The organism is Roseicella aerolata (genome assembly GCF_020523605.1).
In the GTDB taxonomy this organism is placed as follows: domain Bacteria; phylum Pseudomonadota; class Alphaproteobacteria; order Acetobacterales; family Acetobacteraceae; genus Paracraurococcus; species Paracraurococcus aerolatus.
Genome location: NZ_JAJAQI010000002.1, coordinates 112,801 through 129,756, shown reverse-complemented (window position 1 = coordinate 129,756; position 16,956 = coordinate 112,801). Strand labels below are relative to the sequence as shown.

General features: G+C 73.2%; 20 protein-coding genes and 1 tRNA gene. 13 read left to right on the top strand and 8 right to left on the bottom strand.

What is annotated here, in order from left to right:
• Nucleotides 1–303: 303 nt before the first annotated feature.
• Complete coding sequence (locus tag LHA35_RS01910) at nt 304–1,182, bottom strand: DMT family transporter (RefSeq protein WP_226603776.1); 879 nt, start codon at nt 1,180–1,182, stop codon at nt 304–306.
• Nucleotides 1,183–1,292: 110 nt separating this feature from the next.
• Between LHA35_RS01910 and LHA35_RS01905 the strand changes: the two genes are divergently transcribed.
• The 9 genes from LHA35_RS01905 to LHA35_RS01865 all read left to right on the top strand — a co-directional run bounded on the left by LHA35_RS01905 (nt 1,293) and on the right by LHA35_RS01865 (nt 8,448).
• On the top strand, nt 1,293–2,048 hold the full coding sequence (locus tag LHA35_RS01905; RefSeq protein ID WP_226603774.1) for an MBL fold metallo-hydrolase: 756 nt from the start codon (nt 1,293–1,295) through the stop codon (nt 2,046–2,048).
• Complete coding sequence (locus tag LHA35_RS01900) at nt 2,049–2,810, top strand: hypothetical protein (RefSeq protein WP_226603772.1); 762 nt, start codon at nt 2,049–2,051, stop codon at nt 2,808–2,810.
• 171 nt (nt 2,811–2,981) lie between these two features.
• Nucleotides 2,982–4,043: an acetylserotonin O-methyltransferase gene (locus tag LHA35_RS01895; RefSeq protein ID WP_226603769.1), complete on the top strand. Its 1,062-nt coding sequence runs from the start codon at nt 2,982–2,984 to the stop codon at nt 4,041–4,043.
• 227 nt (nt 4,044–4,270) lie between these two features.
• Entirely contained in the window at nt 4,271–4,729 is a 459-nt protein-coding gene (locus tag LHA35_RS01890; protein WP_226603766.1) for an acyl-CoA thioesterase, read from the top strand.
• 155 nt (nt 4,730–4,884) lie between these two features.
• Entirely contained in the window at nt 4,885–5,502 is a 618-nt protein-coding gene (locus tag LHA35_RS01885) for a metal-dependent hydrolase (protein ID WP_226603762.1), read from the top strand.
• A gap of 316 nt (nt 5,503–5,818) precedes the next feature.
• Nucleotides 5,819–6,049 carry a hypothetical protein gene (locus tag LHA35_RS01880; protein ID WP_226603760.1) on the top strand — a complete coding sequence of 77 codons (231 nt, stop codon included), beginning with the start codon at nt 5,819–5,821 and terminating at the stop codon, nt 6,047–6,049.
• 72 nt (nt 6,050–6,121) lie between these two features.
• Nucleotides 6,122–7,144 carry an NAD-dependent epimerase/dehydratase family protein gene (locus LHA35_RS01875; RefSeq protein WP_226603757.1) on the top strand — a complete coding sequence of 341 codons (1,023 nt, stop codon included), beginning with the start codon at nt 6,122–6,124 and terminating at the stop codon, nt 7,142–7,144.
• Nucleotides 7,141–8,094, top strand: coding sequence for a tripartite tricarboxylate transporter substrate binding protein (locus tag LHA35_RS01870; RefSeq protein ID WP_226603755.1), 954 nt, complete (start codon nt 7,141–7,143; stop codon nt 8,092–8,094). The genes LHA35_RS01875 and LHA35_RS01870 overlap by 4 nt, the downstream gene beginning before the upstream one ends.
• A gap of 30 nt (nt 8,095–8,124) precedes the next feature.
• Nucleotides 8,125–8,448 carry an Hpt domain-containing protein gene (locus tag LHA35_RS01865; RefSeq protein ID WP_226603752.1) on the top strand — a complete coding sequence of 108 codons (324 nt, stop codon included), beginning with the start codon at nt 8,125–8,127 and terminating at the stop codon, nt 8,446–8,448.
• 200 nt (nt 8,449–8,648) lie between these two features.
• Here LHA35_RS01865 and LHA35_RS01860 read toward each other — a convergent pair whose 3' ends face one another.
• Both LHA35_RS01860 and LHA35_RS01855 read right to left on the bottom strand, forming a co-directional pair.
• Nucleotides 8,649–9,653: a hypothetical protein gene (locus LHA35_RS01860; RefSeq protein WP_226603750.1), complete on the bottom strand. Its 1,005-nt coding sequence runs from the start codon at nt 9,651–9,653 to the stop codon at nt 8,649–8,651.
• Nucleotides 9,654–9,823: 170 nt separating this feature from the next.
• Nucleotides 9,824–10,339, bottom strand: a complete 516-nt coding sequence (locus LHA35_RS01855; RefSeq protein WP_226604043.1) for an adenine phosphoribosyltransferase — start codon at nt 10,337–10,339, stop codon at nt 9,824–9,826.
• Between the two features lie 168 nt (nt 10,340–10,507).
• On the opposite strand from LHA35_RS01855, the gene LHA35_RS01850 reads away from it, so the two are divergent.
• Entirely contained in the window at nt 10,508–10,699 is a 192-nt protein-coding gene (locus tag LHA35_RS01850) for a DUF2842 domain-containing protein (protein WP_226603748.1), read from the top strand.
• Between the two features lie 154 nt (nt 10,700–10,853).
• Here the strand turns inward: LHA35_RS01850 and LHA35_RS01845 are convergent, their stop codons facing one another.
• From LHA35_RS01845 to LHA35_RS01835, 3 genes are all read right to left on the bottom strand, one after another.
• Entirely contained in the window at nt 10,854–11,771 is a 918-nt protein-coding gene (locus tag LHA35_RS01845) for a heme-dependent oxidative N-demethylase family protein (protein ID WP_226603746.1), read from the bottom strand.
• A gap of 227 nt (nt 11,772–11,998) precedes the next feature.
• Nucleotides 11,999–12,075: transfer RNA gene (locus tag LHA35_RS01840), tRNA-Pro, on the bottom strand.
• A 155-nt stretch (nt 12,076–12,230) separates the two neighbouring features.
• Nucleotides 12,231–12,818 (bottom strand): LOG family protein, encoded by a 588-nt coding sequence (locus LHA35_RS01835; RefSeq protein WP_226603743.1) that lies wholly within the window; start codon nt 12,816–12,818, stop codon nt 12,231–12,233.
• 203 nt (nt 12,819–13,021) lie between these two features.
• On the opposite strand from LHA35_RS01835, the gene LHA35_RS01830 reads away from it, so the two are divergent.
• Nucleotides 13,022–13,459, top strand: coding sequence for a cytochrome c (locus tag LHA35_RS01830; protein WP_226603741.1), 438 nt, complete (start codon nt 13,022–13,024; stop codon nt 13,457–13,459).
• Between the two features lie 316 nt (nt 13,460–13,775).
• Here LHA35_RS01830 and LHA35_RS01825 read toward each other — a convergent pair whose 3' ends face one another.
• A complete protein-coding gene (locus tag LHA35_RS01825) occupies nt 13,776–14,441 on the bottom strand; it encodes a cytochrome b/b6 domain-containing protein (RefSeq protein ID WP_226603738.1) in 666 nt (221 codons plus the stop codon).
• Between the two features lie 164 nt (nt 14,442–14,605).
• On the opposite strand from LHA35_RS01825, the gene LHA35_RS01820 reads away from it, so the two are divergent.
• Both LHA35_RS01820 and LHA35_RS01815 read left to right on the top strand, forming a co-directional pair.
• Nucleotides 14,606–15,400, top strand: a complete 795-nt coding sequence (locus LHA35_RS01820; protein ID WP_226603734.1) for a hypothetical protein — start codon at nt 14,606–14,608, stop codon at nt 15,398–15,400.
• Between the two features lie 180 nt (nt 15,401–15,580).
• Nucleotides 15,581–16,549 carry a LysM peptidoglycan-binding domain-containing protein gene (locus tag LHA35_RS01815; protein WP_226603731.1) on the top strand — a complete coding sequence of 323 codons (969 nt, stop codon included), beginning with the start codon at nt 15,581–15,583 and terminating at the stop codon, nt 16,547–16,549.
• Here LHA35_RS01815 and LHA35_RS01810 read toward each other — a convergent pair.
• Entirely contained in the window at nt 16,483–16,917 is a 435-nt protein-coding gene (locus LHA35_RS01810; RefSeq protein ID WP_226603728.1) for a hypothetical protein, read from the bottom strand. The genes LHA35_RS01815 and LHA35_RS01810 overlap by 67 nt on opposite strands.
• Nucleotides 16,918–16,956: the final 39 nt, after the last annotated feature.

Genomic DNA, 16,956 nt, shown 5'->3' with positions numbered 1-16,956 from the left:
CACCGGCGTTTGAGGCAGGACATGGTACTCGGCGCATGACGTCCCGACCTGCGGCCTGCGGAGCGGGCCGGGCGCGCGACTGCGCGCCGCGGCCAATGCCGCGAAGCCAAGGCCCGAAGGGCCGCCGGCGTTTGAGGCAGGACATGCGTCAGCATGTGATAAGCCAGGCGTGAGAGCGACGGCCCTGGCCGGTGCCCCATGCGGCCCGGGCGGTGGCCCGCGCCGAGGCTGCGTCTGCGGCCCGCCGCCAGGGCGGCGCGCCTGCCCGGATGCGTCACCGCATCCGGGCCGTTGGTACGGGGATCACCCCCGCCGCGCGCCCCGCGCCAGCCAGACCGTCGCCGCCAGCATCAGCCCGGTCCCGATGGCGAGCCTCCAGCCCGGCTGCTCCGCGAAAAGCAGGAAGCCGATCACGGCGCTGGCCGGGATGCCGACATATTCGACCGGCGCCAGCAGCCCGATCTCCGCCCGCCGCGCGGCCGCCTGCATCAGCATGTCCCCCAGCACCGCCGCCGCCGAGCCCGCCAGCAGCAGTGCCAGCGCGAGCAGCGATGGGGTGCGCCAGAACAGCGCCGAAACCGGTCCCCAGACCAGGATGGAGAGGATGGCGTACCAGGCGATGATCCGCGGCCCCGGCTCAGTGCCGCCGAGCCGCTTCATGCAGATGATGACCAGGGCGCCGGTGATGCCGCTGCCCACGGCGGCGACGGCGCCGAAGGAGAAATCCCCGTCGGGCCGGGCGATCGCGAGCACCCCGGCGAAGCCGAGCAGCGCCGCCAGCACCCTCTCCCGCCGCAGCCGCTCCCCCAGCAGCAGCACGGCGAGCGGCAGGGCCCAGAGCGGCCGCGCCTGCATGATGGCGATGGCATCGGCGAGCGGCATCCAATGGACGGCCAGGAGGTAGAGCATGAAGCTGGCGATCCCGGCGGCGCCCCGCGCCAGATGGCCCTTCGGTCGCCGCGTCGCCAGCGCCGAGGGGCCCTGCCGCAGCAGCCAGGGCGAGAGGATCAGCAGGGTGAAGGCGCCGCGGGCGAAGGGCACCAGGGCCAGCGGCAGGCCGTCCTCCAGCGCCAGGCGGAAGCAGGCGCCCATGGCGGCGAAGGCGAGGGTGGCGGAGAGCATGAAACCCATGCCGGCCAGGGCGCGGGAGCGCGGTGGACCGGCGGCGGGGGCAGCGTTCATCCAGCTTACAGTAGAGCGATGCTGCGCCGCAGCATAGGTCCCGCCCTCGGATTGACGCGGCGCGCCGTCGCCGCGACCCTCCCCGTTCCGCAGGGAAGGGACGCGACGCCATGTACAAGCTCGACGTGCTGATCCAGGGCTATCCCGGCAAGTCGCTCTGCCATGGCGGCCTCGGCTGGAGCACCATCGCGCTGCTGCGCGGCCATGGGCGGGTGATCCTGATCGATGTCGGCTCCTTCGCCGTCCGCCCGGAATTCGGCCGCCAGCTCAAGGCCGCGGGGTGCGACCCGGCGAGTGTCACCGATGTGGTGCTGACCCACGCGCATTGGGACCACTCGGTCAACTACACCCTCTTCCCGAATGCCGCGATCTGGATCGGCCGGGTCGAGATGGGCTGGGCGACCCAGGTGCCGGCCGGCTTCAACCCGCTGCCGGAACTCTATGTCCAGGACCTGGCGCGGCACCCGAAGCTGCACCTGCTGGAAGATGGCGAGGCCTTCCTGCCCGGCCTCACCGCCCATCTCTGCCCCGGCCACACTCCGGGCTGCCTGGTCTACCGGATGACCGGCAACGAGGTGCCGGTGGTCTTCAGCGGCGATGCCGCCAAGAACCGCGCCGAACTTCTCTCCATGGCGACCGACATGACCATGGATGCCGGGGCCAGCCGCGCCAGCCTGGACCGCATCTGGGGTTTGTGGCGGCAGGTGCCGGGGACGCTGCTGATCCCGGGGCATGACCTGACCATGCGGCTCGATGCCGCCGGCCGGCCCGAATACATCGGCCAGCGCCGCGCCGGCATCGCCGCCTGGTTCGCCGAGGATCTGGCCGTCATGGAGGAGTTCGACCTTTCCGCGCCGCGGTTCTGAATGCGCCCGCCCGACGACCAGGGCATGGACCCGCCCCGGGAGGACGCGATCCGCGCGGAGCCCGGGCCGGGGCGCGCCGGCATGGCCCGGCCGGGCCGGAAGGCGTCGCCGGAGGCGCAGCGCGCCTGGGTCCGGCTGCCCTCGGGCCGCCGGCTGGACCTGATCTCGCCGACCCCCTTCGACTGGACCGACGAGGACCTGGCGATCGGCCTCTCCCGCACCTTCCGCTGGGGCGGGCATTCCGTCTGGCCGGGCGCGCCGCTTTCGGTCGCGCAGCATTCGCTGGCCGTGCTGGCGCTGCGCCGCGCGAAGACGAGGGGCGGGCTGACGGAGGCGGAGGCGCGGCGGGAACTGCTGCACGATGCCGAGGAAGGGCTGCTCGGCTTCGACTGCATCTCGCCGCTCAAGCCCTTCCTCGGCGCCGGCTTCGCGGACCTGCAGGCGCGGCTCTCGGGCGCGGTCGCGCTGCGCTACGCCCTTCCGGCCTGGACGCCGGAGGCGAAGCGCGCCCACAAGGCCTGCGACATCGCCCTGGCGGCGGGCGAGGCGGTGCATGTCGCGGGCTGGACGCCCGCCGAGCTGCGCGGGACGCTCGGCATCCGTGCCGCCGTCATGGCGGAGGATCCGCTGCTGCCGGCCTTCGGCGGCGAGCCCTGGCGGCCCTGGCCACCGGAACTGGCGGCCGAACGCTTTCTGGCGGCGCTGCGGCAACTCGGCGGGGAAATCTCCCAGCGCGGCTCCGGGGGGCGCGACAAGGGCTGAGCCGCGGCATTTCCCCAGCGCCGGGACCGGCGAAGGTCGCGGCGACGGCGCTGCCGCTCCTCATGCGGCCTGTGCGCCGCGGCACAGGAATCGCCGGCCCGGCCGTGCGACACCGCCGCGCCCTGGCGCCGGCGGCATCGTGCCGGGCGCCAGGCGAGGGAGGAAGCAGCCATGATCACGGACACGGCAATCGCGGAGCGGCCCGCCGCGGAGCAGGCGGGCATGCCGGCACCGGATGCGATCCTGCAACTCGGCTTCGCCTTCTGGCAGTCCAAGACGCTGCTGAGCGCGGTGGAGCTTGGCCTCTTCACCCTGCTGGAGGAGGCGGGCCCGCTGCCGGCGGAGGCGATCGGCGAGCGGCTCTCGCTGCATCCCCGCGCGCAGCGGGACTTCCTCGACGCGCTCGTCGCGCTCCGCATGCTGCGGCGGGATGCCGAGGGGCGCTACGCCAACACGCCGGAGACGGCGCTCTACCTGGTGCGGTCGCGCCCCTCCTATGTCGGCGGGATGCTGGAGATGGCGAATGCCCGCCTCTATCCCTATTGGGGCCGGCTGACCGATGGCCTCCGCACCGGCCAGCCGCAGAACGAGATCCGAGACGACCGCCCCGGCCTGTTCGAGGCGCTCTATGCCGACCCGGCGGCGCTGGAGGGCTTCCTGCGCGCCATGACCGGCCTCAGCCGGCCGACGGCGCGGGCGATGGCCGGGCTCTTCCCCTGGCAGGAGCATCGCAGCGTCGCTGATATCGGCTGCGCCCAGGGCGGCTGCCTCGCCGAGATCCTGCGCGCGCATCCACATCTGGAGGGAATCGGCTTCGACCTGCCGCAGGTCGGCCCGATCTTCGAGGCTTTCGCGCGCGAGCAGGGGCTGGAGCGGCGCATGCGCTTCCGGACCGGCAATTTCTTCACCGACCCGCTGCCCGCTGCCGATGTGCTGGTGATGGGCCATATCCTGCATGACTGGGATTTGGCCGAGAAGCTGGCGCTGCTGCGCAAGGCCCATGCCGCCCTGCCGCCGGGCGGTGCCCTCATCGTCTATGACGCCATGATCGATGACGAGCGGCGCGAGAATGCCTATGGCCTGCTGATGAGCCTCAACATGCTGATCGAGACGCCGGGCGGCTTCGACTATACCGGCGCCGACTGCGCCGGCTGGATGCGGGAGGCGGGCTTCCGCTCGGTACGCGTGCAGCCCCTGCAGGGACCCTATGCCATGGCGGTGGGCCTGCGCTGAAGGCTGAAGGGGCCCCTGTCGCGGCCACGCGGGCCATGACAGGGCCCGTGCCCTAGCGGCGGGCGGGGCGGCGATTGCCGGCGCGCTTTCCCGCGGCATGGCTGGCAGGGACCTCGCGGCGAAGGGCCTGTTGCGGCAGGCTTCGGCCTGCGCGGGCGGCGCCATGCGACGCTGCGCCGCCTGTCACGGGGCTGACCGGCGGCGGCGGGAGCCGCTATCCTGCCGGCATGGCCGATGCCCCCTCCACGCTCGACGACTTCGCCTTCGCCCACCGGCTGCGCGTGCGCTGGGCGGAACTCGACCCGCAGCGCATCGTCTTCAACGCCAACTACCTGATGTATTTCGACGTCGCGCTGTCCGAATACATGCGCGCCATCGGCTTCAAGTATCCCGACGGGCTGGCGACATATGGCTGCGACATCGTGGCGGCCAATGCCAATCTCGATTTCCGCGGCTCCGCCCGCTACGACGACGAGCTGCTGATCGCCGCGCGCGTCGCCACTCTCGGCCGCACCAGCCTGCGCTTCCGCATGGGCTGCTTCCGGGCCGACACGCTGCTCGTCGAGGGGCGGCTGACCTATGTGAACGTGACCCTCGGCGAGCATCAGCCGGTGCCGCTGCCGGAGGCCTTCATCGGCAAGGTGCTGGCCTTCGAGAGGGTGCCGCCCGAGCGTAAGGCGGGGTAGGGGCGGGCCTCAGACGGGCCGGCCCAGGCGCGGCCATTCCCGAAGCCGCGGCGCGGAGACGTATTTCTCGTAAAACCATTGGACATTCCAGGGGTTAACAGGGATTCTTCACGCGTATCCTGACAAGCCCCTGCGGGCGGAAGGTTCCTGCCGCCATGTTGGCGGGCTCGCATGTCGCCCTCGGTGCCGCCGCCTGGATCGCGGCGGCACCCCATCTCGGCCGCCCCCCGCTCGACCCCGAGGCGCTCGCCCTCGCCGTCGCGGGCGGGCTGCTGCCCGATATCGACCACCCGAAGAGCTGGGTCGGGCGACGGCTGCGGCCGCTCTCGGACCTAGTCGCGGGCGCCTTCGGGCACCGGGGCGTCACCCATTCGCTGCTCGCCCTGCTCGGCTGCGGCTGGCTGCTGCAGCAGGGCGCGCTGCCGGCGCGCTGGGCGGAGCCGCTGGTCGCCGGCTATCTCAGCCACCTGCTGGGCGACCTGCTGACGCCGCAGGGGCTCCGCCTGCTCTGGCCTTTCCGCGGCACCTGGGCCCTGCCGATGTGCCGCGCCGGCTCGCCCTTCGAACCGCTGGTGGTGGCGCTGGTCCTGGTCGCGGCCTGGAGCACCCTGCCGGACCGACCCGATGCGCGCGCTGCGCTGCACCGATTCGGGCTCTTCATCGCCGGCAGCACGGAGCCGGTGCCCCTGCCGCCGCCGCCGCCACCGCCCCCGCCAAGGCGGCGGGTGGCGGAGGCCGCGCCGGATGGCCTGCCACTGCGCCCGGGAGCGTGACTCTGCCCGACGAAGGATGACCTGCGGCGGAGGGCGTTCAGAACCGAATGCCATCCGCCGTGACCAGCCGCTGGACCGGGGCGGGCCGCGCGATCACCTGTCCGGCAGCTTGACGCAGCGCACGATATCGTTGCCGGAAAATCCACCTCTGATGCGCTTAGCTGTGCTGGCCGCGGAACCGAACCGACACTGACCTCCTGCGGCGCGGCCGGGCGCGGCCCTGGTGTTCTCCTCGCCAGACTGCGCCCGGCCGGCCTTCCCGCTGCATCGCCTGTAGCGAGGGAGAGGCACCGGTCGCACAACGGGGATGAGAGGAATGGCACGGCACCTCATTGTCGCGGTCGACGTCGAGACGGCGGAGCATCGCTATTTCCTCGGCTACCGCGACAGGGGCGAGGCAAGCGAATGCCTCTGGACGACGGATCGCTGGCAGGCGCTCTGGCTCGATGCCGACGAGGCCGGGACCGAGGCCGAGCTGCTGGCCCTGCTCTGCCCGAGCCAATTGCTGCATGCCCAGCCGGTCGGCGTGACCCAGGACGATTCCTGACCGCCACGGGCTCTTGGCCTTTCGCCGCCGGCGCGCTTGGATGCCGCCCAAGCAAGCTTGCGGGAGTGGGACATGCCAGGAAACCCAGCCGTGCCGGTCGCCGGCAACCGGTTCTGCATCGTCGGCGGCGCCAGCCTGGTCGGCTCGGCGACGGCGGGCGAATTGCTGGACCATGGCGCGGCCGAGGTCGTGCTGTTCGATAATTTCGCCTTCGGCTCGGACGCCGCCATCGCGCATCTGAAGGACCATCCGCGCCTGCGGCTGGTCCGCGGCGATGTCATGCGCATGGCCAACCTGCTGCGGGCGACCGAGGGCATGGCGGGTGTCCTGCAGCTTGCCGCCTACATGACCCTCTCGATGGATCGCGACCCCTGGGGCGGGCTCGACGTGAACATCCGCGGCGTGCAGAACGCGCTGGAGGCCTGCCGCGCCAACAAGGTGCAGAAGGTCGTTTTCGCTTCCTCCAACGCCGTCTATGGCTATGGCCCGGGCGTCAGCGGGGACCTCGTCGAAGGTACGCCCTTCCACAGTGTCGGCGCGCCGCCCGCCGCCATCCTCTACGGCGCCAGCAAGATCATCGGCGAGCAGCTCTGCCGCGACGCCTTCCGCAAATGGGGCCAGGACTACGTCATCCTGCGCTACTCGACCGTCTACGGGGAGCGGCAGCACTACCGCGCCGCCAACGCCCTCTACATCATCGAAACCTATGATGCCGTCCGCCGTGGCGAGGCGCCGAAGGTCTTCGGCGACGGGTCGGAGACCAAGCATTTCGTCTATGTCGGCGACCTCGCGCGGGCCAACCGCATGGCCTTCGAGAGCCAGGCGACCGATGTCGCGGTCAACACATCGGGTCCCGCGCCGATCACCACGCTGGAACTCGTCAGGCTCGTCACCGAACTGGCCGGGGGCGGGCCGGAGCCGATCTTCGTCGGCAACGAGCCGGGAAAGGTGCGGCTCACCAGCGGCGGCGCCTTCCGCATCGCGCATGAGGAAGCCTTCCGCGCCATCGGCTGGACGCCGGAGGTGGACATGAAGGAGGGCCTGCGCCGCCTGATCGCCTGGCGCGAATCGAATGAGGGGAGGGCTGCCGCGTGACCACCCGTCGTACCGTCCTGGCGGCCGGCGCCTCGCTGCTCGCTGCCCCGGCCCTCGGCCAGCCGCGCTGGCCGGAGCGGCCGATCGAGATCGTCGTCGGCTTCGTCGCCGGCGGCGGCACCGATCTCGACGCCCGCAGCTATGCCCGGGCGCTGGAGAAGCGAATCGGCGGCAGCGTCGTGGTCAACAACCGCCCCGGCGCGGGCGGGGAACTGGCGCTGGCCAGCGTCGCCCGCGCCCGGCCGGATGGCCACACCATCGGCACCACCAATTTTCCCGGCCTGCTCACCATTCCGATCGAGCGGCAGGCGCAGTTCAAGCTGGATGACTTCGCCCCGCTTGGGAATCTCGTGACCGACCCGAGCGCGATCACGGTCCATGCCGAGAGCCCCTACCGGACCCTGCCGGAACTGCTGGAGGCCGCCCGCGCCGCGCCCGACCGGCTGACCTATGCCTCCCCCGGCGTCGGCACCGACGACCATCTGCAACTCGTGCTGCTGCAGGCGGCCTCCGGCATCCGGATGACGCATGTGGTCTTCCAGGGCGACCCGCAGCTCCGCGCGGCGGTGCTCGGCCGGCAGGTGGACTGCATGGGGCTCAATCTCGGCGCCGTCCTGCAGGTGCCGGACAATCTCCGCATCCTCTCGCAGGGCGGCGCCAGCCGCAGCCGCTTCCGGCAGGACGTGCCGACGCTGAAGGAACTCGGCTACCCCGTCGAGATGGCCTCCGAGCGTGGCCTCGTCCTGCCCGCCGGCACGCCGCCCGCCATCCTGGCGCGGCTGCGGGAGGCAACGGAGGACATCGCCCGCGACCCGGAATTCGTGAAGCAGCTGGAAGGCCGCTTCACCGAGCCGGCCTGGGAGCCGGGCGAGGCCTGGTTCACCCGCCTCCGGGCGCAGGAGGCGGATTACCGCGGCCTCTGGCAGCGCACGCCCTGGGCGCAGCGGTAAAGGCCGGGAATGACCGCCCTTGATCCCGGGATGACGGCGCAATTGGCGGAGATCCTGCCGCCCGCCGAATTCCGGCGCATCATCGAGACCTTCCGGGAGGATCTCGGCCGCCTCACGGCCGAGCTGGAACGGTCCGGACAGGCCGGCAATCCGGAGACCTATCGCCGCGCGGCCCATGCCCTGGCCGGCGCCGCCGCGGCCGTCGGGGCCGTGCTGCTGGAGCGGACGGCAAGGATCGCCATGGACCCGCGTTGCGGCCTGCCGCCGACGCAGATGGTGCCGATGATCCGGGCGCAGGCCGGCCTGGCCCTCGAGGAGCTCGCCCGGCTCGCGGGCCAGCCCGGCAACGCCTGACCCTGTCGGCCGGCAGGCTGCCGCGGCGCGACCGGTGGTCCTGTCGGCGAGATCAAGGTCAGCCGCAGCCTTGGGGGATGGTCCCTGCCGGGCGGTGTCATACCAACCGCCCCAATCATGGACCCCTGCAGCCCAGGCGCCAGTTCGCCGCCAGTGTGGCGCTCCTGCCCGGATGCGGTCACGCATCCGGGCCGTTGATATCAATCGGCCCGCCAGTTGAGCCGCCGCAGCAACCATTCCCGATAGGCCAGCGCCGCGGCCGGCGGCGGGGCGATGGCCGCGACCAGCGACGCCGCCTCGGCGCCCGGCAGGGCGCGCAGCCCGGGGGCCCAGCCCTGGCGCGCCTCCTCCTCCAGCCAGCGCTGCGCTGCGCCGCGCCAGGCCGCCACCACATCCGCCGGCGTCAGTGCGGGCAGGACGAGGGCGGCCGGCAGCCGCAGGCAGGCGGCGGCGGCGGCGAAGGCGCCGCGCAATTCGGGTGATCCCCACCCCGTCAGGTCGGCCAGGGCGGGCACCTCCGGCAGGGCCGGGTCGCGGATGCCGGCCGGGTCCAGCGTGAACCAGGGCCGCGCGCCGATGGCCTGCAGCCGCGCCGGGACATCCGCGCCCTGCAGCACGGCCGCCTCGGCCCGCCCCTGCGCCAGCGCCGCCTCGGCCCGTGGCGGCGGCAGGCCGAGCACCGGGCTGGCCTGCAGGCCCAGCAGGTCAAGGCCGAGCAGCGCCGCCGCATCCGGCATGTCCGGCCCGCCCAGGGCGAAGCGCGGCGCGCTGCCAGGCGGCGGCAGCGCGTCCCGCCCCGCCACCACCGCCGTCCCCTGCACGGCGCAGACCGCCAGCCAGCCGGTGGGGTCGAAACGCGCCCGCGGGTCGCCGATCAGCCGGGCGAGCGCCGCAGCGCCGGGGAGGAGGAGAAGCGTCTTGCCATCCGGCGCGCCCGCGGTCGCGAAGCGGTTGGCGGCCGTCACGCCATCCGGCCCTCCCAGCACGCTATGGCTGAGGCGAAGGGCGGTGGTGGCGCCGCGGGCGAGGGAGCCGGCGAGCCGCTCGGCCAGGCGGGCGAAGGCGCCGCCCTCCGGGCCCGGGACCAGCAGCGTGGCGGAGGGCGGCAGCATGGCCCGCGCGGGACCCGTGAGCACGAGGCCGGCCCCGGCACCGAGGCCGGCGCGCAGCCAGTCGCGTCGGGACGGGCCTGGGCGAGCATGCATCGCGGTCTCCTCCCCGTCAGGTTTTCATTCGCGCCGGATCGGCGCGACCCGCCCCCGAACCTCCACAGGGCGGCGTCCGGTTCGCTACAACGGATCGGGTTCAGGAATGAACGCCGATTCGCTCAGGGTCATGGTTTTTCGAGCAGGCTCACCTTCCCCCGTGCTCTGCTCTACGCGTCGTATTTCAGCAACGCCTCGAAGGGGGCGTCGAGCTTCCGGCGGCCGCCGAGGAAGGTCAGTTCGATCAGCGCGGCGGTCGCCGGCACCTCGGCCCCTGCGTTGCGCAGCAGCTGGATGCCGGCCGCCATGGTGCCGCCGGTCGCCAGCAGGTCGTCGAGCAGCACCACGCGCTGGCCGGGCTGCACCGCATCGGCCTGCATCTCGATCCGGTCGGTGCCGTATTCGAGGGCGTAGTCCAGCCCGACCGTCGCCCCCGGCAGCTTGCGCGGCTTGCGCAGCATGACGAAGCCAAGGCCGAGCTCCAGCGCGAGCGGGGCGGCGACGAGGAAGCCGCGGCTCTCGATGCCCGCCAGCAGGTCCGGCTTGTAGGGGCGGAGGATGGCGGCCAGGCGGGCCATGGCGGCGCGCCAGGCCGGGCCATGCCGCAGCAGGGTGGAGATGTCGTAGAACAGGATGCCCGGCTTCGGGAAATCCGGGATGCCGCGGATATGGTCGCGGAGGTCGATGTCGTCCTGGGTGGCGGTGTCGGGCATGGCCGGTCCTGCGGGATTGGGGTGCGGCGGCGCCCGGACCGGCCAGCGGCGCGACGGGCGGCGGGCAGTAAAAGCACCCGCGGCCGGCGCGGGCAACCGGAAGGGCTTGGCGCGGTCGTGCGGCTGGGCCATCTGGCCGGCATGTCGCGCATCGCCATCGCCGTCCCGGCCGGTATCCTCGGTTTCCTGCTCTATATCGGCTTGGTCGTGGCGCTCGCCGACCATGTGCTGGAATGGCACTGGCTGCTGCAGGTGCCCTTCTTCGCCGTGGCCGGGATCGTCTGGGCCTTCCCGGCGAAATGGCTGATGTTCTGGGCGGCGGGGCAGCGATGACGGCCCGGCCGGCAGGCCTCGCCAGGGGCAGCTCCTTCCAGGCGCAGCGCCATGCACCGGGTGCCGCGGCGACCGCTGCGCATGGGGCCGGCAAAGGCGTGATGAGGACCGGTGCCGGCCAGGCCGGCGCCAGGCTGGCCGCTCATGGGCGTGATCAGGCGGTGCCGGGCGCGGGCGCTTCCGCCACCGCATCCAGATAGGCCAGCAGCGCCTCCCGGAACACGGGCAGGCTCTTGTAGGCGCCCATCGCCGCCGGCAGCGCCCGCACCGCCCCGGAGAGCCGTGCCGCCGCGCCCGGGATGGCGGCGATCCGCGCCAGCGGATAGCTATGCACGCGGATCCCGAACAGCACGGAGCCGGCATCCGGCAGGCGGCGGAAGGTCTGGCGCTCGGTGCGCAGGAAGAGCCGCGTGCCCGCATTCGCCGCGGTGATGCCGTGGTCGCGCAGCGTCCTGTGCTTGCCGCCCGGCTGGAACAGCGCCGGGTCGTCCACCACGGACCAGTTCAGGCGCAGGGCGATGCGGCCCGGCCGGAGCTGGCCCATGAAGCGGTCCACCGGCGCGCCGAGCCTTTCGGCATAGAAGGGTACCGGCCCGTGCACCGTCCGCAGCGGGCGGCCGATCTTCTCGGCGAGGCGCCAGCGGCTGGGCGCGCAGAGCAGCGCCGCCTCGAGCACCGGGCCCTCCGCCGCTGGGCGGATGAGGCAGAGATCCTCCTGCACAAGCCGGCCCGCGATTTCCAGCGGGTCGCAGGGCGGGGTGGCGAGGTCCCAGCGCTCCCCGGTCAGGGCGTTGTGCAGCACCTCGCCCTCCCGCCGGAACCAGCCGGGGAAGCGCTGCGGCAGATGCGCCGCGAGCAGGGCCAGCACCTCCGCCCGGGCCGCCTCGGACCCCGGGCAGGCGGCGAAGACCTCGGCATGCCGGCTGGCCAGGAGGTCGCGGCGCTCCGCCATCTCCGCGGGATAGCGGTCATCGAGTTCGATCCAGGCGGCAGCCGGGCAGGAGAGCAACCCCATGGCCATGCGGAACGGCCCGTCCTCGAAGGGCAGGTGGACCGTCTCGGCCGGCAGCATCACGCCACTCCTCGCCAGGGCAGATCGCGAAAGGCCGTGAACGACCGAACGCATGGATCTGCCCGAAAGACAAAAGCGCACCAGCGGACGGGCTTTCCGATATGACCGCGATCCGCCGGAGGCGGCGCAGCATGGCGCAGGCGGGCCGCGGGGGCAGCCCTGTCGCGCCGCGCGCAACGCAAAAACCCCGCCAGCGGGGCTGGCGGGGCTTGCGGCAGTGCCGTCCTTGGTCGGAGCGAGAGGATTCGAACCTCCGGCCCCTGCGTCCCGAACACAGTGCTCTACCAGGCTGAGCTACGCTCCGTCAGGTCGGCGTGCCGTCCCGCAGCGGCGGGTTCCGTGCGGGTGCGGGCATATAGCCCCCGCCGCCGGGGAGGGCAAGCGGGGCTGAAGCGGGATTTCGCGGCGATGGCGAAGATCTCCTGTCATGCCCGTCCGGCCGCGCGCCGGCCGCCGCGGTCAGAGCCGTTCCGCGGGGGCCGCGGTCTCGGGCGCCGGAGCCGCCTGCAGCATCCTGAGGGCGGCCGGCACGTCGGGCGCCACGGCGTAGAGGCGGCGGTTGCTCTCCGGCACGAAGCCCTGCGCGATCAGCGCCTCGATCAGCGCCAGGAAGGGCTGCGCCCAGCCGCCGATATCCAGGATGATCACCGGCTTGTCGTGCAGGCCGAGCTGCCGCCAGGTGATGATCTCCACCGTCTCGTCCAGCGTGCCGAGCCCGCCCGAGAGGGTGATGAAGGCATCCGCCAGCTCGAACATCCGGGTCTTGCGGGTGTGCATGCTGGTGGTCACTTCCAGCTCCGCGAGCGAGGGGAAGGGGCGCTCCACCCGGGTGAGGAATTCCGGGATCACGCCGTGCACCCGGCCGCCCTTGGCGATCGCGCCCTCCGCCACCGCGCCCATCAGCCCGAGCCCGCCGCCGCCATAGACCAGCATCATCTCCGCCTCCGCGATGCCGGCCCCGAGTTGCCGCGCGGCCGCGAGATGGACCGGATCGGTGCCGGCGCGGACGCCGCAGAAGACGGCAACGGAACGGATATGCTTGGGCATGAGGATCTCCGGGTGATGCCGCATCCTGCCATGGATCGGGCTGCGGCCCGAGCAACGGCAGGTGAAAAACGGGCGATGCAACAAGCGTTCCCGGCACGGGGGCGACCGGCCCTGATCGCTTGCGGCGCGGGGGGCTCCCCTTGCCAGGCAAGGGAGCACCCATGCGACAATCGCAAGCTGCAATCGAACCGAAGGACTGCTGGATGATGCGGATGAGGATGGTGCTCGCGGCCCTCGGGGTGGCGGCGCTGGCCGGCACGGCCATGGCCCAGGGCAATGTGATCGCCGAGCGGCGTGAGGGCCTGAAGCGCATGGGCGCGCATATGGAGGCGATGAAGCCGGTGGCCGATTCGCGTGGCGAGGTGAAGGCGCTGGAGCCGCGGATCGACGACATGATCGCCTGGTTCCGCACCATGCCGGCGCGCTTCCCGGCCGGCTCCGGCACCGGCGACACCAAGGCACTGCCCGCCATCTGGCAGGACTTCCCGCGCTTCGAGCAGGCGAATGCCGCGCTGCTCGGCCAGCTCGCGACGCTGAAGGCCGCGGCAGCGGCCGGCGATGCGGCGGCCTTCGCCACGGCCTACTCGGCCACCGGCCCGCAATTCTGCGGCGGCTGCCACCGGCCCTTCCGCGGCCGCTGAGCGGCCGGCCGGCAACCGCCGGGCATCCCCGGCCCGCCCTGGCCGGGTGAAGCCGGCCAGGGTCGTTCCGATCCAGCGCGGCGAGGGGCTGGCTTGTCCTGCGGATCCGCCACGGATGGCCCGTGGCAGGGCAACGTCCCGCGGCGGGGGAGGCACCTGCCGCCGCGACCTGCGCCGCAACGGATGACGTTCTGAACCGAACACCGATCCGCTGCAGGCCTTCGGCCGTCGGGCGGATCCAGGCCCATCCGCTGTAAACCGCTGCTGGTAGAGCAGATTCACGCTGCGGGGCGTTCACGCCCCTCCGCGATCTGCTCTATCCCAGCCTCGACACGCCATAGACCGCGAGCGCCGCGGCGCCGAGCAGCGCCGCCGCCAGCCGCGGCGAGCCGAGGCGCGGCGCCGGCAGGCCGGCCGGCAGCCGTTTCCAGCCAAGCACCATCGGCCGCACCAGGTCGTGCCGCTTGACCAGCGCATAGGCGAGCACGGCCAGGACATGCAGCCCGGCCGCGGCCAGGATCAGGTTGAAATTGCGGTGGTGCAGACCGGTCAGCCAGTCGCTGGTGTCCGGCGCCACGGCCTTGGCCAGCGGCCCGTGATCTCCATAGCCGCTATCCGCGAACAGCCCGGTCACCGGCTGGGCCAGCAGCAGCGCCAGCAGCACCAGCACCATCCAGCCGCCGGCGGCATTGTGCCCCACCTCCCGGTCCGGCTCCCGCCGGGGGAGATGGGCGAGGTGCCGCAGCGCCGCGAGCGGGGAGCGCAGGAAGCGGCCGAAGCGCGCGGTGTCCGAGCCCAGGAAGCCCCAGGCGATGCGGAACAGCACCAGGGTCAGCACCGCATAGCCCGACAGATAGTGCAGCCGCATCCTGCCGGCCTCGATGCTCCACCAGGAAAGGCCGAGAAGGATCACGATCGACCAGTGGACCAGCCGGATCCAGCCATCCCAGACCCGTACCCTGACCAGCGGTTGGTCATCCATCGCCCCGGTTCCCCTGCTGCATCGCGGCGCAACATAGGGGACCGGCCGGATGGGATGCAGGGGCAGGATGCGCGGCCGGCGCCGGAGCAGATTCAGGTCGAAGAGGCGCGGCCGAGGCATTTCAACCTTCCGGCGATGCGCCAGGCTGCGGCACTCTGCGCGGCATGTCCCTCCCTGCTCATGGAGTCTGGCCGCCTGCCTGGGACGGCCCGGTGGCGGCGCTGGCCGTCGCCCTGCTCTGGGCCGGCCTGTTCCGCCTGCTCCGGCGGCCGGGGCTGGCGGCGCTCGCCCCCGGCATCGGCCTCGCCGCCGGCTGGCTGCTGGTGCTCGGCCTCGTCCTCGGCTCGCCACGGCAATTGCCGGAACGGCTGCCGGCACCCCTGCTGGGCGGGGTGCTGGCCGGGCTCGCCCTGCTGCTGGCCGGGCGGATGCGCGGCCTGGCGGCCGGGCTGGTCACCGGCCTGGCGGCGCTCGGGACGGCTTGGTGGCTGGCGGGCGGGCCGCTGACCCAGGCCGACCTGCTGCGCGTCGCCATCCCCGTCGCGGCGCTGCTCGTGCTGGCGGCGGCGGCCCTGCTGGGCATGGCGGGGGCCGCCCAGGCAGCTTTCGCCTTCGCCCTGCTGGCGGCCGGGCTCTGGCTCGGCGGGCCGGCGGGGCCCTGGCTGGTGCTGGCGCTCGCCGGGCTGGCCGCGGGGCTCGGCGGGCTCGCGGCCAGCCCGGGCTGGGGGGCGGCCGCGGCCCTGCCAGTCGGACTCGGCCTCACCGGGCTGGTGGCCGGGCCGGTGCTGGCCCGCGGCGCGGCCACCGACTGGACGATCGCCGCGGCGCCGCTCGCCGCGCTCTGGATCGGGCCGGCGCTGGCCGGGCGGATCGGCGGGCGGGCCGGCCTGCTGATCGGCTGGGTCCTGGCCGGCGGCACGCCGCTGCTGTTCACTTGGCTGCTGCAGCGGATGCGGTAACATGGCCTTGCCGCCGGGTGAACCTCGCGCCTAGTTAGCCAAGACATGACGGAGGCGACCAAGCTTGGGCGCATCGGCCTTGCCGGCTTGATCGCAGGTGCCGCGATCGGCACGGCCTGGTTGATGGTGCCGGATGCCTTCCCGCGCTTCGGGCCCCGGCCTGGCACGGAAGGCGGACCCATGTCCGCAGCCCTGGTCGCCAGCCCCGCGCCGCCGCCGCCCTCCATTCCGATCGAGCCCGCCCAGCCAGCCGCCGGCGCGGCCATCCCGCGCTTCCATATCACCCGCGTCGGTGCCCGCGGCACCCTGGTGACCGCCGGCCTCGCCGCCCCGGGTGCCGAGGTGCAACTGCTGGAAGGCGGCCGGGAGATCGGCCGGGCCCGGGCCGATATGCGCGGCGAGTGGGTGATCCTGCCGGGTGACCCGCTGCCGCCCGGGCCGCGCGAACTGTCCCTGCTGGCGCGGAGCCCCGGCAGTGCCGCGGTGCCATCGCGCGATACCGTCCTGCTGATGGTGCCCGAGCCGCCGCTCGGCCAGGCCGTGGCGAGCCTGGCGGCCGGGCCGGCCACCCGCGCCGAGGCGGCGGGCGGCATGGCCGTGCTGCTGCCGCCGACCGCAGCGGCCGGCGCCGCGCCGCGGCTGCTGCAGGCGCCACCCGAGGCCGCGCCGGGCCGCCAGCGCCTCGGCCTGGATGTGGTGGATTACGACGAGGCGGGCGGGATGCGCTTCGCCGGCAGCGCCGCGCCGGGGGCGACCGTGCGAATCTATGTCGGGCAGGACCATGCCGGCGACGCGGTGGCGGATGCCGCCGGCCGTTGGGCGCTGAGCCCGGCCACCCAGCCGGCCTATGGCCGCCATGTGCTGCGCGTGGACCAACTGGCTGCCGCCGGGGCGGTCGCAGCGCGGATCGAACTGCCCTTCCAGCGCGACCAGGTGCAGGAGGAGGGGCTGGCGGATGGCCGCCTGATCGTGCAGCCCGGCGCCAATCTCTGGCGCATCGCCCGCCGGGTCTATGGGCGGGGCACCCGCTACACGGTGATCTATCAGGCGAATCGCGAGCAGATCCGCGACCCGAACCTGATCTATCCCGGGCAGGTGTTCAACCTGCCGGACGGGGCGACCGAGGCGCTCTCCAGCCGGTCCAGATAGGGATCGAGCGCGAGCGCGAAACGGACCATGGCGGCGATCACGCTGGTCGCAGTGGTGGCCGCGGGTGTCTCCGCGGATGTCTCCACCTGGATGCGGTGGTCCGGCAGCAGCCGCAAGCGCCAGCCCGGCGGCAGCGAGGCCGGCAGGGTCGCCACCGTGGCGAAGGCCGAGATCCGGTCGGCGCCCGGCTCGGCCGTGGACGGGATGCGGCCGGCAATGGCCACCAGCCGCAGACCGTCCGGCGTGATCGCCGCCTCGCAGCGACGGTCGCGCCAGGAAAACCGCAGGGCCGGTGGCTCATGCGGCTCGCGGGGGTACAGGGCGCCGTCGCGGGCAACGGCGAAGGGACCGAGGATAAGGGGCTCCATGGCGCGCATAGCTTGCCCCCGGAGGATGAAGACACCATA

What these genes read in the sequence shown, in the direction of transcription:
- LHA35_RS01910 (WP_226603776.1), bottom strand. Translation starts at nt 1,182, where the DNA reads ATGAACGCTGCCCCCGCCGCCGGTCCACCGCGCTCCCGCGCCCTGGCC.
- LHA35_RS01905 (WP_226603774.1), top strand. Translation starts at nt 1,293, where the DNA reads ATGTACAAGCTCGACGTGCTGATCCAGGGCTATCCCGGCAAGTCGCTC.
- LHA35_RS01900 (WP_226603772.1), top strand. Translation starts at nt 2,049, where the DNA reads ATGCGCCCGCCCGACGACCAGGGCATGGACCCGCCCCGGGAGGACGCG.
- LHA35_RS01895 (WP_226603769.1), top strand. Translation starts at nt 2,982, where the DNA reads ATGATCACGGACACGGCAATCGCGGAGCGGCCCGCCGCGGAGCAGGCG.
- LHA35_RS01890 (WP_226603766.1), top strand. Translation starts at nt 4,271, where the DNA reads ATGGCCGATGCCCCCTCCACGCTCGACGACTTCGCCTTCGCCCACCGG.
- LHA35_RS01885 (WP_226603762.1), top strand. Translation starts at nt 4,885, where the DNA reads ATGTTGGCGGGCTCGCATGTCGCCCTCGGTGCCGCCGCCTGGATCGCG.
- LHA35_RS01880 (WP_226603760.1), top strand. Translation starts at nt 5,819, where the DNA reads ATGGCACGGCACCTCATTGTCGCGGTCGACGTCGAGACGGCGGAGCAT.
- LHA35_RS01875 (WP_226603757.1), top strand. Translation starts at nt 6,122, where the DNA reads ATGCCAGGAAACCCAGCCGTGCCGGTCGCCGGCAACCGGTTCTGCATC.
- LHA35_RS01865 (WP_226603752.1), top strand. Translation starts at nt 8,125, where the DNA reads ATGACGGCGCAATTGGCGGAGATCCTGCCGCCCGCCGAATTCCGGCGC.
- LHA35_RS01860 (WP_226603750.1), bottom strand. Translation starts at nt 9,653, where the DNA reads ATGCATGCTCGCCCAGGCCCGTCCCGACGCGACTGGCTGCGCGCCGGC.
- LHA35_RS01850 (WP_226603748.1), top strand. Translation starts at nt 10,508, where the DNA reads ATGTCGCGCATCGCCATCGCCGTCCCGGCCGGTATCCTCGGTTTCCTG.
- LHA35_RS01845 (WP_226603746.1), bottom strand. Translation starts at nt 11,771, where the DNA reads ATGCTGCCGGCCGAGACGGTCCACCTGCCCTTCGAGGACGGGCCGTTC.
- LHA35_RS01835 (WP_226603743.1), bottom strand. Translation starts at nt 12,818, where the DNA reads ATGCCCAAGCATATCCGTTCCGTTGCCGTCTTCTGCGGCGTCCGCGCC.
- LHA35_RS01830 (WP_226603741.1), top strand. Translation starts at nt 13,022, where the DNA reads ATGATGCGGATGAGGATGGTGCTCGCGGCCCTCGGGGTGGCGGCGCTG.
- LHA35_RS01825 (WP_226603738.1), bottom strand. Translation starts at nt 14,441, where the DNA reads ATGGATGACCAACCGCTGGTCAGGGTACGGGTCTGGGATGGCTGGATC.
- LHA35_RS01820 (WP_226603734.1), top strand. Translation starts at nt 14,606, where the DNA reads ATGTCCCTCCCTGCTCATGGAGTCTGGCCGCCTGCCTGGGACGGCCCG.
- LHA35_RS01815 (WP_226603731.1), top strand. Translation starts at nt 15,581, where the DNA reads ATGTCCGCAGCCCTGGTCGCCAGCCCCGCGCCGCCGCCGCCCTCCATT.
- LHA35_RS01810 (WP_226603728.1), bottom strand. Translation starts at nt 16,917, where the DNA reads ATGGAGCCCCTTATCCTCGGTCCCTTCGCCGTTGCCCGCGACGGCGCC.